Origin of the sequence: Martinezella multihospitum (assembly GCF_900094585.1) — a bacterium.
GTDB lineage: Bacteria > Pseudomonadota > Alphaproteobacteria > Rhizobiales > Rhizobiaceae > Rhizobium > Rhizobium multihospitium.
On the sequence record NZ_FMAG01000001.1, the window covers coordinates 1,179,641 to 1,192,361 of the forward strand.

The window sequence follows — 12,721 nt, forward strand, 5'->3', positions numbered from 1 at the left end:
TTACTCCGTGCGGATACGTGGGTCGACGAGGCCATAGGCGATGTCGACGAGAAGATTGACGCCGACGATGAACAGCGCCAGCACGGTAATCACGCCCTGCAAGACCGGGTAGTCGCGGGCGCCGACGGCGTCGAATGCCAGGGTGCCGAGGCCTGGCCAGTTGAAGACGCGCTCGATGACGACGATGCCGCCGAGCAGCCCGCCGAACTGGATGCCGAAATAGGTGATGAGCGGAATGGCGCAATTGCGCAGCGCGTGCTTGTAGAGCACCTTGCTTTCGCTCAGACCCTTGGCGCGTGCGACCATGATGTATTGCGATTGCAGCGTTTCCAGCATGGCGGTGCGCACCAGTCGCACATTGGTTGCCGTCAGGATCACACCCATCGTCACAGCCGGCATGACATAGCTCGAAATCCCGACCATGCCGCTCGGCGGCAGCCAGCCGAGCGTGATGGAAAACAACAGCACCATCATCAGCGCCAGCCAGAAGTTCGGAAAGGAAAGGCCGAGGAGCGAGAGAACGCGGATGATCTGGTCGGCCGTCTTGCCACGCGCCGTCGCCGCCTTGATCCCGAGCGGAATGGAGAGCGCGATCGAGACCACCATGGAGATGAAGGCAAGCAGCAGCGTGGCGGGCAGGGCATTGGCGATCAGTTGCGAGACCGGTGTGCCGCCGGTGAAGCTGCGGCCGAAGTCCAGTGTCAGCAGCCCTTTCAGGAAGGTGAAATATTGCACGAGAAAAGGCTGGTCCGTGCCGAGGGCTGCTCGAATGCGCTCAAGATCAGCTTCGGTCATGCTGCCGCCGCCCTGGAACATCGTCACGGCGGGGTCGCCCGTCAGCCGGATGGCGAAGGAGACGAGAAGAGTGATGGCGATCACGACGAAAATCGCCTGCAGCAATCGCTTGATGAGAAAACCGGCCACGTTCTTACCCCGAGAGCTTTCGGACGACGCCGCCGACCGAGCCGGCGGCGTCTTTCTGGATGTTTAGTCGACGGTGACTTCGTTCAGCTTGATACGGGTATCGGGTGCGGGCACGAAGCCCTTGACCCGCTTGCTGACGCCGTAGATCGCGTTGCTGTTGTAAAGCGGCAGTTCGAGCGCCTTGTCGGCGACGTATTTGCCGATGTCCTTGAGCACCTTCTCGCGCTCGGCGCGATCGGTGAGTGGACGTTGCGATTCCAGGAGCTTGTCGAGCGTGGCATCCTTTTCATAAGGGTTCCACTTTTCGCCGGAGTGATACATCGAATAGGCAGTGTTGTCGTAGTCGAAGGTCCAGCCGCCCCACTTCTGCTGGAACATCGCGCCGGTCTTGCCCTGCGGGATGATGTCGTTCAGCAGAACGTTGGTTTCATAAGGCTTTATGGTGGCGGTAAGGCCGACCATCTGCAGGTAGCTTGCCACGACCTGCGCCACTTCGTTCATCGTCGCGTCATTGCCGCGAATGTCGATCTGGATGGGGGCGCCAGGCTTAACGCCGGCTTCGGCGAGCAGCTTCTTGGCGCCTGCCTGATCAAATGGGATTGGCTTCAGGTCAGGATCATAGCCGAAAGACAGGGAATTCTGGAAGCTGACGATCTCGGTACCCTGGCCTGCGAGGATCGACTTGACGATCGTGTCGCGGTCGACGGCCATGATGATCGCCTTGCGCACGCGCGGATCGGCCGTGATGCCGTCGCGGGTGTTGAAGCGCAAGGAGTCCACGGTCGGGCCGGGAACGCTGGCGATTTCGAGCTTGGAATCGCCCTGGATGACCGGAAGCATGCCGATCGGAATGGTTGGCGGAATGACGATATCGACGCGGCCGGCCTGAAGCTCGGCAACGGCTGTCGCCGGCTCGCTGATAAAGCGATATTCCAGCTCGGAGAGTTTTGGTGCACCGCCCCAGTAATCCGGATTGGCTTCGAGCTTGATGTTCACCTTCGGCGTATAGGAGACGAATTTGAAGGCGCCGGTGCCGACCGGGTTGAGGTTGAAGAAGTCCTCGCCCTTTTCCTTGATGTATTTCGGCGGAACGATCATCGCGCCATAGCCGGCAAGCTTCGTCAACAGTACCGGATCGGGTGTCTTCAGCTTCATGTCGACCGTGTAGTCGTCGATGATATCAACGCTTTCGATCGCGGTGTAGTTGGAACGCTGCGGTCCCTTGGCGCCCTGTTCGCCGAGCAGGCGGTCGAAGGTGAACTTTACCGCTTCGGCATTGAAGGGCTCGCCGTCATGGAACTTGACGTTATGGCGCAGCTTGAAGCGGATGCGCTTGCCCTGATCCAGTTCTTCCCAGGATTCGGCAAGACCCGGCACGAGCTTGAGATCGGGGCCACGATAGGTGAGGCCGTCGAAGATGTTGGTCGAGACGGCGGCCCATGCCACCAGGAAGGTGTCGATCGGGTCCCAGCTGCCGGGATCCTGCGACGACGAAACCGTCAGCTTTCCAGCCGCGAAGGCCGGAGTGGCGCTGATCGCGACGCCTGACATGACAAGTGCTGTCAGAGCGGTCTTCAATCCCCATTTTATTGTTTTCATTGAACCTGTTTCCTCTTCAGATCGATGCGGTGGTTGGTGGTCGTTCAGGCGCTCTTGGCAATGAAGTGGCCCGAGGTAATTTCCTCGTGCGCCAGGATCGGTGGCTCGTCGCCGACACGGCGGACGGGATTGGGAATCTCGCCGTCCAGCAGGGCGGTTTTCCGCTCCTGCGTCGGATCGGCGATCGGCACGGCCGAGAGCAGGCGCTGCGTATAGGTGTGCATCGGCGTCTCGAACACCTGGCGACGGCTGCCGATTTCCATGATCTGGCCGAGATAGAGCACGGCCACGCGATGGCTGATCTTTTCGACCACGGCCATGTCATGGCTGATGAACAGATAGGCGAGGCCGCGTTCGGCCTGCAGATCCATCAGCAGATTGATGATCTGGGCCTGGATCGATACGTCGAGGGCGGAAAGCGCTTCGTCGGCGATGATCAGCTTGGGATCGGAGGCAAGCGCGCGAGCGATACAGACGCGCTGACGCTGGCCGCCGGAAAACTCGTGCGGATAGCGATCGGCATGGGCCGATGTCAGGCCGACGCGCTCGAGAAGTTCGTCCACCCTGTGGCGAACCTCTTTCGATCCGGAGATGATGCCATGGGTGTTGATCGGCTCCGCAATCGAGAAGCCGACCGTCTTGCGCGGGTCGAGCGAGGCGAAGGGATCCTGGAAAATATACTGCACATCGCGCCGCAGGCGGAAGCGCTCCAGTGCCGACATGGCGGCGAAGCTCTTGCCATTGAAGGTGATTTCGCCGGAGCGCGCTTTCTGCAATTGCTGGATCGTGCGGCCGATCGTCGATTTGCCGGAGCCGGATTCGCCGACGAGAGCCAGGGTTTCGCCCGGGTGAATGTCGAAAGCGACCTTCTGGACGGCACTGCAGCGATGCGTGACCTGGCCGAATATGTTCTTCTTGATATCGAAGCGCACGAAGAGATCCCGAACCGACAGCAGCGGCGGCTGGTCGTAGCGGGCAGTATTCTGCACTCGCTCCTCGCCGACGATCTTCGGTTCGCCGCCATCGAGCACGGTCAGCGGCATGCGCTTCGGAAAATCCTGACCGGTCATGCTGCCAAGCTTCGGCACGGCGGCGAGGAGTGCCTTCGTATAGGGATGCTTGGGATTGGCGAATATCTCGCGAACCGGGCCTTCCTCGACCTTCTTGCCCTTCCACATGACCACAACATCGTCGGCCATCTCAGCGACCACGCCCATGTCATGGGTGATGAAGATCATGCCCATTCCGAGATCTTTTTGCAGGTCCCGCATGATATTGAGGATCTGCGCCTGGATCGTCACGTCGAGCGCTGTCGTCGGCTCGTCGGCAATCAACAGTTTCGGGCGGCAGGCGAGCGCCATGGCGATCATCACGCGCTGGCGCATGCCGCCGGACAGCTGGTGCGGATAGCGCTTCAGCAGAGCCGCCGCATCCGGCAGGCGTACCATTTCGAGAAGGCGGCGGGCTTCCGCCATGGCGGCGGCTTTGCCGACGTTTTCATGAAGAAGAAGGACTTCGCAGATCTGGTCGCCGATGGTGAAGACCGGATTGAGCGAAGTCATCGGCTCCTGGAAGATCATGGCGATCTCCTTGCCGCGAACCGTGCGCATGTCTTTCTGTGGGAGCTTGAGCAGGTCCTTGCCGTTGAAGAGGATGCTGCCGGTCTCGAAGCGCGCGCCCATCATATCGGCGAGGCGCATGACGGAAAGCGAGGTCACCGATTTACCGGAGCCGGATTCGCCGACCACCGCGAGCGTTCTCCCTGGTTCGACCGAGAAGGAAAGCCCCTCCACGACGCGATTTTCACCGAACCGCACGGTCAGATCCGCTACAGACAGAAGCGGCTTGTTTTCGCCTGTAGCAGTCGTCATGCGTTTACCTCGGTATTGGGCAGGTCGTTCATGGCATCCGGGACGATTGGCGTGTCACACTTTGCGTCGATGATGCAGATGCGCTCGCCGAGATCACCGCCATGGCCGGATAGTAGTATGCTCATGCGGACACCCGTTGCGGCCTGGCAAGGGCTGGCGATGTTTTTCTACAAAACAGGCGTCTTAAGAACATCTGTATCTGCGTTCCCATTATATTTGTTAGGGCATGAGATAGCATCAAACAACAATCTGGTCTATATTGTTCAACAATTTTCGTATTGCCAATTAAAAATGGGGACAAACCTGCAAGAAATCGTCCAACGGACCGCGCCGTTGAGGCGATGTGACTGCCGCAGACAAGCATGGGAACGCCGCCCGCTTTCCCGTAAATGCTTGATATAGGCAGGCATCGAAGACGTTTGAATGCAGGCGCCGGGAGAGCAAATGAAGCAGACAAATCTTGCGAGCATCGAGCCGACATCGGTCGCAGAGGCGGGGCAGACGCTGGCGGAACTGACGGCTGCCCGCATCCGCGAGCGCGTGATCAGCGGTACGCTATCGCCAGGCAGCCACCTGTCCGAAGCGGCTCTTTGCGAGGAACTGCAGGTCTCCCGCAACACTCTGCGCGAAGTCTTCCGGCTGCTGACGAAAGAGGGCGTGCTGCGTCACGAAGCCAATCGCGGTGTCTTCGTTTCCACGCCGAGCATTTCGACGATCATGGATATCTTCCATATTCGCCGCCTGATCGAATGTTCGGCGCTTGCCAATGCGCACCACCGCCATCCGAGCGTCGACAAGATGCGGGCTGCCATCGAGGCTGCCGTGCAGCATCGCGACCGTGGCGAATGGCTGGAGGTCGGCAGCGCCGATATCGCCTTTCATGCCGCGATTGTCGAGCTTGCTGACAGTCCACGCCTTTCCGCCTTCTATGCGCAGATCTCGCTTGAACTGCGCCTCGTCTTCGGGCTGATCCGCGATCCCGAATATCTGCATGCCCCTTATGTCGGCCAGAATGCGACCATTCTTGCGCATCTGGAGGAAGGGGCGCCGGCGAGTGCCGCCGACGCGCTGGAGAAATATCTGTTCCAGGCCGAACGCTTCATTCTGGCGGCCTATTCCCGGGCGATGCCCGGTTGAAGTTCGACAGCCGCCATTGATGTGATGAATGATGTGGACAATCCCCGCTGGATGGGTTCAAGCTCGATGTAACCATTTGCGTCCCGATCTGCTTTGACCGAAGGATATGCAGCACCCCGGACGTAGGCGCGAGGTCCATCGGACAGCAGAATTCGCATTCTGCTGCAATCGATCAGGGCGACTTCGCACCGATCAGTCGGAAATTTCGTTTCGACAACCGGTTAAGACGGATGGCAGAGCTATGGACGCGCAATCCCCGACGACCTCCAGCAGGGCTACGGCGATCCAGCAGGTATGGGCTTCGCCGCTGTATCGCGGCGCGACGCTTGCGCTGTTTCTCTCCGGACTTGCGACATCCGCCTCGCTGCCGCAGATCGTTCTGTTCCTCGTCAAGGAACTTGGGACGTCCTTGCCGGTTGCAGGGCTCTACTATCTGACTGGCCTCACCGCGCCGATTGCCGGCTATCTCGTCGGCAGCTATTCCGACAGAACTGGAAGGCGTCTCAGTCTTTTCCGGCTTTGCGCCGTTGCCGGCGCCGTCGGTTGGGCGGGGATCGCCCTTTCCACGAAGCCATGGATGCCGTTCGTGATCGGCGCCATCATTCTCGGTTTTTCCGGATCTGCCACCTCGCAGCTCTTCACCGCCATCCATGACGATCTCAAGGCGAAGGGTGCCGGTGCGAATGACAGCGTCGTCGCCATCATCCGCATGGCTTTGACCGCGGGCTGGGTCATCGGGCCGTTTCTTGGTGCCTGGTTTGCTGTCGAAATCGGGCTTCGTGCCATGCTTTGGGGAACGGCAATTTGCTTCTTCGCGCAGATTATTCCGCTCGGAGCGCAACAAGCGCTTGTTGGTCCGAGGCAGCGAGCCGATAAGAAGACCGATGCCGCTGGTCGCGCCCGCTGGTCTGAAATGCTGCCGCTTCTGGCTTTTACCGGTCTCTACGTCCTCGTCTATGCCGGCGAGCCGATCAAATATGGATTCCTGCTGCTCTATATGCAGGACCAGCTCAAGCTTGACCCCTCCATTCAGGGGGCGGTAATCGGAACCCAGCCATTCATCGAACTCATCCTCATGCCGTTCAGTGTCATGCTGGCGCGACGGATCGGTATTTTATGGATGATGTGCATCGCTGCGGTTTGCGGCGTCACGGCCAACCTCTGTTTTGCGGCTTGGCCGACGGCAGCGGGCATGTTTGCCGGCCAGATCCTGATGGGAGGAGTCTGGGGTCTCTATATGGTCCTCGGACTGATCGTTGCCCAGAGACTGCTTCCGAACGCGGTTGCGACGGCTTCGGCGATCTTCATGAGTTCGTCCGCACTTGCCAGTGCGCTTGGCGGCGGCGTTGGAGGTGTCGGTGTTGCCTATCTCGGGCTTCCGAATGTTTTCTATATCCCGGCGGCATTCTCTCTGGCAGCAGCGATCGGCCTGGCGGCCATGGCCCGTTCGGGCGCCATCAGATAGCGATTTAACGCCATAGGACAGGCATTATTTGATTCCGATAGGTTCCGACCAGCGTCAAATCTGCAGCAATCCCTTCGCCCTGATTTCGGGTGATTTGCCAGATCCCAGATCCGTCAGTGACCCATCTTCGCCTTCGGTTTCGCCGGTGCCCCCACATCGCCCTAGCTAGCCGATCGTTCGTCTCGCTGAAAATAAGATTGACTGAGGGTTGTCGATTGACTAAGTGATAAAGTCATCCGATGACTTTATGAAATCCAATCATGCGCGCTCTGACCAAAACGACGCTTGCGGATACGGCCGTGGAGGCAATTCGCAGCGAGATTACCAGCCGTCGCTGGCTCGTCGGCGAAAAGCTGCCCAACGAGGCTTCCCTCTCGTCGATGCTGTCCGTCAGCCGTGGCACGGTTCGTGAAGCGGTGAGGGTCCTGGTGTCGCAGGGCTATCTCGAGACGCGGCAAGGGTCCGGGACCTATGTCCGGTCGAACACGGATGTCGGTCGGCCGCTGGACATGGCGCGCCGTGCCGGATTGAGGGACCAGTTCGAGGCCCGGCTTGCCCTGGAGGTTGAGGCTGCACGGCTCGCTGCCCTACGTCACTCCCCTGAAGCCGTTTCGCAATTGCGCGCCTTGTTGGTTGCCCGTGGCAACTACGCCGGCGGCGACAAGGCCGCGTTCATCGAGCGTGACCTTGCCTTCCACAAGGCTGTCGTCGCGGCTTCGCAGAACAGGGCCATGATCGAAATCTACGAGTTCTTCTCTCTCTCGATTGCCGAAACCATCGAAGCGACGCTCGGCGAGGACATTCCCGAGCCGGATATGCAGGCGCATATCGCCATTGTCGATGCCATCGAAGCCGGCAATCCCGAAGCGGCCGATAGAGCCGTGCGCCGCTTCATGGCCCCCATCGTTGTTACTCTTGATCGGTTGCTTATGTCATGACCATGCCCTCGCAAAATCCCGCTTCCATCGAATTGATCGATGCCGAGGCCGATGAGATTCCGGCACCGCTGCCGCATGGAGGCAAATCGCCGATCGGCAGGTTTCTGCTGGGTGCAAGCCTTGTGCTCATCGCTTTCAATCTGCGGCCGGTTTTTTCAAGCGCATCGGCGCTCTTGCCGGAGATACGGACCGGACTTGGCGTTTCCGCCTTCGGCACCAGTATCCTGACAACCTTGCCCGTCATCTGCATGGGATTGTTCTCGCCGCTCGCCCCAAGGCTCGCGCAGCGCGTGGGAACCGAGCGTGTCCTGCTCGGCGTCATTTTCCTGCTTGCGCTGGGCACGGCATTGCGGGGCTTTTCCTCGATTTCGCTGCTGTTCTTGGGCACCGCATTGGCCGGCGCCTGCATTGCTATCGGCAATGTCCTGTTGCCGGGCGTGGTCAAGCGCGATTTTCCCGATAAGGCGGCGCTCATGACGGGTTGCTATACGATGGCGCTATGCGCGGGAGCTGCGAGTGCGGCCGGCTTCACGCTTCCTGTCGAACATGCTCTCGGTGACTCGCTCGGCGGTGCGCTTGCCGTCTGGGCCTTGCCTGCCTTTGCAGTCGGGCTTCTCTGGCTACCGCAGGTAATCGGTGCGCGCAGCCAGGCGCGGCGTACCGGCTTTCGTGTTACTGGTTTGTGGAGAGACCGCATCGCCTGGCAGGTAACGCTTTTCATGGGGCTGCAATCGGCGCTTGCCTATTGCGTCTTCGGCTGGCTGGTGCCCATTCTGCGTGAACGTGGTCTCGACGGCGTGACGGCTGGCGTCATCGTATCTGCCTCGGTCATGGTGCAGGCGGCCGCCTGCCTGGTGGCGCCTCATCTCGCCGTCAAGGGTAGGGATCAGCGCGCGATCAATGTCATCCTCTGCATAATTGCCGTCGTCGCCTTGCTGGGTCTGCTTTTTGCTCCGCTCTGGACTGTCTGGTTCTGGGCCGTACTCCAGGGCATCGGCCAGGGCGGATTGATCGCGGTGGCGCTGACCGTCATCGTGTTGCGTTCGCCCGATGCGCATGTCGCCGCGCATCTCTCCGGCATGGCGCAATTCGTGGGTTACTTGCTTGCCGCGATTGGCCCACTCGTCGTCGGCATGATCCATGGTTGGACTGGAAGCTTTGCCTGGAGCTCCGTCCTATTCCTGCTGCTTGGTCTCGGTGCCGCGATCAACGGTTGGTTTGCCGGTCGTGCGATCACGGTCAATGCCAGGACGATCGAAACGTTCTAACGGGTGCAATACCGGTCGCATCCGGGCTGGCGAGCAAAATCATGAGGCGCCGGCCCACCGCCAGAGGGCGGTCTTGAATTCATGCTCCCAAGCCTGCGATCAATTTTGTTCATGCAAAAGGCAAACCGCCCGTTCAAAGAACGGGTCGCATGATCATGGTGTATGACGAAACGATCCGGATTAACTGGCCTTCCGCTGGCGCCGCGGTGGTTCGGCCGCCGGAGGAATGTCGGTCAGGTTTTTCGTATGGCCCAGGAGAGCCTTCTTTGCCAATGTCGATCTTGTGGCCGCATAGGAGGCCGAGACCATCGGATAATCTGCGGGCAAGCCCCACTTCCTTCGATATTCTTCGGGTGTCAGACCGTATTTGCTGTTCAGATGCCGCTTGAGCGACTTGTATTTTCCGCCGTCTTCGAGGCAGATCAGATAATCGTCAGTTATGGACTTCTTGATCGGTACGGCCGGCTTCAACAGTTTTTCCACTGCCGCCGTTGACGAGACGACCTGCTGAGAGCCTGTCAGTGCAGAATAAGTCTCTACGATGAGCCTCGGTAAATCTTCCGGCATGGTCGCATTGCGAAGTACGTAGGCAGAGACAATCTTGCTCGTGAGCTCAATATACCTTTCATGGCTGGCAGTGTTTTCCCTTTTCATTTTCGGCCTCACGCAATGTTTTTTATTTATGTAACCAATGTTGTTTTTGCTTTCAATAAAAATTGACGTGACTTTGGATATTCTTTGTCATTGGTTTATTTTCATAGTAAATATCAGGCGTTGGAAGTTTAGAACTGTTATATTCTCATTTTACCACAATATTCAAATCGCGCCTGTGGGAGATGCGTGGCGTCGGCGTTCGAATATTCGTTTGCCAAGGACGGTGCAGGCCCTGCCGGCTTTCGCTTCGCCGGGGTTGGGATGTCAGTCACATCGCGGATGTGCCCTGTTGCCGGTGGAATGGCAGGACATGATGTTCGGTAAGCGGCGCCATGGTGATATCTCCCGGATCTTGTGGTGATACCCAGCGGATTTCTTCGATCTCTGCTGCTGCGGTGATTGCCGTATCGCCGACATGCAGCCGGAATATGTCCGCAACGACAGTATGGTCCGGTTCGTTGGCAGCCGGCGCCTGGAAACCGCCAAGGAAAGTCAGATCCTTAGCCTCTGCCGTAAGACCTAGCTCTTCGGAGAGTTCCCTGATCAGCGCCGTCTCTGGCGTCTCCTGCGGTTCTACCTTGCCGCCGGGCTGCATGAAGGCGGTAGTGCCGCGTTTGCGCACGAGCAATGTCTTCCCGTCCGGGCGCAACACCAGAGCCGCCGCAATGCGTATCGTATTCGTCATGCCATGATCTGATCGGATTCGCGGGCGAGTTTCAACACTGATAATGTCTGGGTATATTTTCACGTCATATGCGCGTTTCACGCGCAGGCATCTTCGCTGTTACGGCTTCTTCAGGTGCTGGCGGAAAAATGCGACGACTGCGGTATTGAATTGCCTGTGAAACGCGGTGCGATCGAACCCCGGCGCGTCGATGCAGGCGTCGGACGATGGGCGTATTTCCGGGCAAGGCGTCAGGAACGACAAATGCACGGCATTGGGGACGACTTGAAAATCAGGCTTCTCCGGCAATAGGCGTGCAAGCGTTGCAACATTTTCGGGAGATGCTCCCCCACCACCTCCAAGTTCTGAGCCCCAAAGCTGAAGCGGAACCTTGACATCTTTCACACTGTCCGCGGTCGGGAAGACGATGCTCAACGGGTCGGCTACAACGACCGCCTTGATGCGAGGATCGTGGGTCAGTGATTGCTGTGGCGGTTGTCGCCGGGGAGGCTGAGCATGGCCCGCTGGCGGGCAGCCGGCTGCTTTCGGATCCGAGCAGCGTGGCGGTAGTTTGGTGAAATCCGGATTGGCTCCCGCAACGACGAGACCGGTATATCCGCCCTGGGAAAATCCGTAGAAGCCGATCCGCTGCGGGTTGATCTTTCCGGCATCGGGAGACGCATCAAGCATGAAGTCGACAGTGCGTTTGATGTCGGCAGGGCGCTCGATCAATACGCCAAGACCATTTGCTCGGCTCATGTCGGCATGATTGGCGTGCGGATGATTGATGGCAACGACGATGAAGCCAGCGTCGGCAAGCGCTTCGGCGGTATCGTGATGGCCGAGATACCAGCCGCCATAGCCGTGCGAGATGATGATAAGTGGCAGTTCCCCGCCTGCAATCGGACAATCCGGCGTTGCCGGTATTGCCAGAGCTCCGATCTTCACTTCGGTGGGAGGGGTTGTGCAAGGAGACCACATAGCGGCGTCGATCGCCGGATTATCCGCATCACCTGAGATGCGAATGAATTTCAAACCTGCCGCATATCCCGATGACGCGACAAGAGAGAGCGCGGCCGCGAGGGCAAGGCTAAAGCGGATCATGACAACTGCTCCATTTAACCAGAAATATACGCTGCGCGATGGGTCGTGATGGCAAGGCGTGCCGGTCCGTAGGTCAGTTGGCGCGAAGGCGGCGTATGCCGGCTATGAAAGCCATCGAGCTATCTTGCATAAACAGATAGCTTGTTATATTCGTTCTGTAAAGCTGAGGCGTTCATGACTGACTCGATCCAAGTTCAATTGCGGAAGGGCGTGCTCGATCTTTGCGTCCTGGCCGTGCTCTCGCGGGGCGAAAGCTACGGCTATGAAATTGCCAGCACGCTGGTTGCGGCGGTCGGCATGGGCGAAGGAACGATCTACCCGCTGATGCGCAGGATGCAGAATGACGGACTGGTTGCGACCCGCATCGTCGAGTCGAGCAACGGGCCGCCGCGCAAATATTATCGGCTCACGCCGCTGGGGCGTTCGATTTTCGAAGCGCATCGCCGCGACTGGCGCTCGCTAGCAGGCTCCGTCGACAAGCTACTCGAGGATTTGCCATGACCAGGGAAGCCTTTTTGCGCACACTGAGATTGGGACTTGCAGGCCTGCCTCCTCACGAGGTTGACGATATCGTGGCCGACTATGCCGCCCATTTTGCCGAGTCCGAGGCCTCCGGCCGAAGCGAGGAGGAGGTTTCCGCCGCTCTGGGCGATCCCGCCAGGATTGCACGAGAGCTGCGCGCGGATGTCGGACTGCGCCGCTTCGAGGCGCATTGGAGCGTGTCGAACCTGCTGGCTGCCATGATGGCGCTGGCCGGCCTTGCCATCGTCGATATCTTCTTCCTGCTGCCTTTGCTGTTTGCGGCGATGTTCGTCACGCTCGGCCTTGCGATCGCATTGGTGGCCGTCGGCGCCGTCGGCCTGAAGATCATCGTCACGACCGTGCTGTTCCATATCGGCTTGCCCTCCGTCGGCATGCTGGCCCGCCTGCTTATCGGTGCCGGGCTTGTGAGCTGCTCCGTGGGCGGCGGTGCTTTGCTGCTGATGGGTCTGAGTTTGGGCATCCGCATGCTTGGGCAATATGCCCGCCTGCATTTCCGCTTGGCGCAAGTAGACGTAGGTCGAGCTTGAGCGCCGGACTGCACATCGTTGGAGGAA

General features: G+C 59.2%; 13 protein-coding genes. 6 read left to right on the forward strand and 7 right to left on the reverse strand.

The genetic code is table 11. The annotated features are described in order from the left end of the window. From GA0061103_RS05360 to GA0061103_RS35550, 4 genes are all read right to left on the reverse strand, one after another. A complete protein-coding gene (locus GA0061103_RS05360; protein WP_092707749.1) occupies positions 1–924 on the reverse strand; it encodes an ABC transporter permease in 924 nt (307 codons plus the stop codon). Positions 925–987: 63 nt separating this feature from the next. Continuing rightward, positions 988–2,523, reverse strand: a complete 1,536-nt coding sequence (locus GA0061103_RS05365) for an ABC transporter substrate-binding protein (RefSeq protein WP_092707751.1) — start codon at positions 2,521–2,523, stop codon at positions 988–990. Between the two features lie 44 nt (positions 2,524–2,567). Continuing rightward, the gene (locus GA0061103_RS05370; protein ID WP_092707753.1) at positions 2,568–4,394 is read right to left on the reverse strand and encodes an ABC transporter ATP-binding protein; all 1,827 of its coding nucleotides are present in this window, start codon (positions 4,392–4,394) and stop codon (positions 2,568–2,570) included. After that, a complete protein-coding gene (locus GA0061103_RS35550; protein WP_280949792.1) occupies positions 4,391–4,519 on the reverse strand; it encodes a hypothetical protein in 129 nt (42 codons plus the stop codon). Before GA0061103_RS35550 ends, GA0061103_RS05370 begins: the two co-directional genes overlap by 4 nt. A gap of 319 nt (positions 4,520–4,838) precedes the next feature. On the opposite strand from GA0061103_RS35550, the gene GA0061103_RS05375 reads away from it, so the two are divergent. The 4 genes from GA0061103_RS05375 to GA0061103_RS05390 all read left to right on the forward strand — a co-directional run bounded on the left by GA0061103_RS05375 (position 4,839) and on the right by GA0061103_RS05390 (position 9,202). After that, positions 4,839–5,531: a GntR family transcriptional regulator gene (locus GA0061103_RS05375; protein WP_092707754.1), complete on the forward strand. Its 693-nt coding sequence runs from the start codon at positions 4,839–4,841 to the stop codon at positions 5,529–5,531. Positions 5,532–5,772: 241 nt separating this feature from the next. Next, positions 5,773–6,996, forward strand: a complete 1,224-nt coding sequence (locus GA0061103_RS05380; protein WP_092707756.1) for an MFS transporter — start codon at positions 5,773–5,775, stop codon at positions 6,994–6,996. A 260-nt stretch (positions 6,997–7,256) separates the two neighbouring features. Then, a complete protein-coding gene (locus GA0061103_RS05385; protein WP_092707758.1) occupies positions 7,257–7,934 on the forward strand; it encodes a FadR/GntR family transcriptional regulator in 678 nt (225 codons plus the stop codon). Beyond that, the gene (locus GA0061103_RS05390) at positions 7,931–9,202 is read left to right on the forward strand and encodes a CynX/NimT family MFS transporter (protein ID WP_092707760.1); all 1,272 of its coding nucleotides are present in this window, start codon (positions 7,931–7,933) and stop codon (positions 9,200–9,202) included. Before GA0061103_RS05385 ends, GA0061103_RS05390 begins: the two co-directional genes overlap by 4 nt. A 180-nt stretch (positions 9,203–9,382) precedes the next feature. On the opposite strand, the gene GA0061103_RS05395 is transcribed toward GA0061103_RS05390, so the two are convergent. From GA0061103_RS05395 to GA0061103_RS05405, 3 genes are all read right to left on the reverse strand, one after another. Then, the gene (locus GA0061103_RS05395; RefSeq protein WP_092707762.1) at positions 9,383–9,856 is read right to left on the reverse strand and encodes a Ros/MucR family transcriptional regulator; all 474 of its coding nucleotides are present in this window, start codon (positions 9,854–9,856) and stop codon (positions 9,383–9,385) included. A gap of 268 nt (positions 9,857–10,124) precedes the next feature. Continuing rightward, positions 10,125–10,541 carry an NUDIX hydrolase gene (locus tag GA0061103_RS05400; protein ID WP_092707764.1) on the reverse strand — a complete coding sequence of 139 codons (417 nt, stop codon included), beginning with the start codon at positions 10,539–10,541 and terminating at the stop codon, positions 10,125–10,127. A 99-nt stretch (positions 10,542–10,640) separates the two neighbouring features. Beyond that, a complete protein-coding gene (locus GA0061103_RS05405) occupies positions 10,641–11,624 on the reverse strand; it encodes an alpha/beta hydrolase family protein (RefSeq protein WP_092707766.1) in 984 nt (327 codons plus the stop codon). A 174-nt stretch (positions 11,625–11,798) separates the two neighbouring features. Here GA0061103_RS05405 and GA0061103_RS05410 point away from each other — a divergent pair, with 174 nt between their 5' ends. Both GA0061103_RS05410 and GA0061103_RS05415 read left to right on the forward strand, forming a co-directional pair. Further along, positions 11,799–12,125: a PadR family transcriptional regulator gene (locus tag GA0061103_RS05410; protein ID WP_092707768.1), complete on the forward strand. Its 327-nt coding sequence runs from the start codon at positions 11,799–11,801 to the stop codon at positions 12,123–12,125. Then, positions 12,122–12,694: a DUF1700 domain-containing protein gene (locus GA0061103_RS05415; protein WP_092707770.1), complete on the forward strand. Its 573-nt coding sequence runs from the start codon at positions 12,122–12,124 to the stop codon at positions 12,692–12,694. The genes GA0061103_RS05410 and GA0061103_RS05415 overlap by 4 nt, the downstream gene beginning before the upstream one ends. Positions 12,695–12,721 lie beyond the last annotated feature (27 nt).

What these genes read in the sequence shown, in the direction of transcription:
- GA0061103_RS05410 (WP_092707768.1), top strand. Translation starts at nt 11,799, where the DNA reads ATGACTGACTCGATCCAAGTTCAATTGCGGAAGGGCGTGCTCGATCTT.
- GA0061103_RS05380 (WP_092707756.1), top strand. Translation starts at nt 5,773, where the DNA reads ATGGACGCGCAATCCCCGACGACCTCCAGCAGGGCTACGGCGATCCAG.
- GA0061103_RS05400 (WP_092707764.1), bottom strand. Translation starts at nt 10,541, where the DNA reads ATGACGAATACGATACGCATTGCGGCGGCTCTGGTGTTGCGCCCGGAC.
- GA0061103_RS05390 (WP_092707760.1), top strand. Translation starts at nt 7,931, where the DNA reads ATGACCATGCCCTCGCAAAATCCCGCTTCCATCGAATTGATCGATGCC.
- GA0061103_RS05365 (WP_092707751.1), bottom strand. Translation starts at nt 2,523, where the DNA reads ATGAAAACAATAAAATGGGGATTGAAGACCGCTCTGACAGCACTTGTC.
- GA0061103_RS35550 (WP_280949792.1), bottom strand. Translation starts at nt 4,519, where the DNA reads ATGAGCATACTACTATCCGGCCATGGCGGTGATCTCGGCGAGCGCATC.
- GA0061103_RS05405 (WP_092707766.1), bottom strand. Translation starts at nt 11,624, where the DNA reads ATGATCCGCTTTAGCCTTGCCCTCGCGGCCGCGCTCTCTCTTGTCGCG.
- GA0061103_RS05375 (WP_092707754.1), top strand. Translation starts at nt 4,839, where the DNA reads ATGAAGCAGACAAATCTTGCGAGCATCGAGCCGACATCGGTCGCAGAG.
- GA0061103_RS05370 (WP_092707753.1), bottom strand. Translation starts at nt 4,394, where the DNA reads ATGACGACTGCTACAGGCGAAAACAAGCCGCTTCTGTCTGTAGCGGAT.
- GA0061103_RS05385 (WP_092707758.1), top strand. Translation starts at nt 7,257, where the DNA reads ATGCGCGCTCTGACCAAAACGACGCTTGCGGATACGGCCGTGGAGGCA.
- GA0061103_RS05395 (WP_092707762.1), bottom strand. Translation starts at nt 9,856, where the DNA reads ATGAAAAGGGAAAACACTGCCAGCCATGAAAGGTATATTGAGCTCACG.
- GA0061103_RS05415 (WP_092707770.1), top strand. Translation starts at nt 12,122, where the DNA reads ATGACCAGGGAAGCCTTTTTGCGCACACTGAGATTGGGACTTGCAGGC.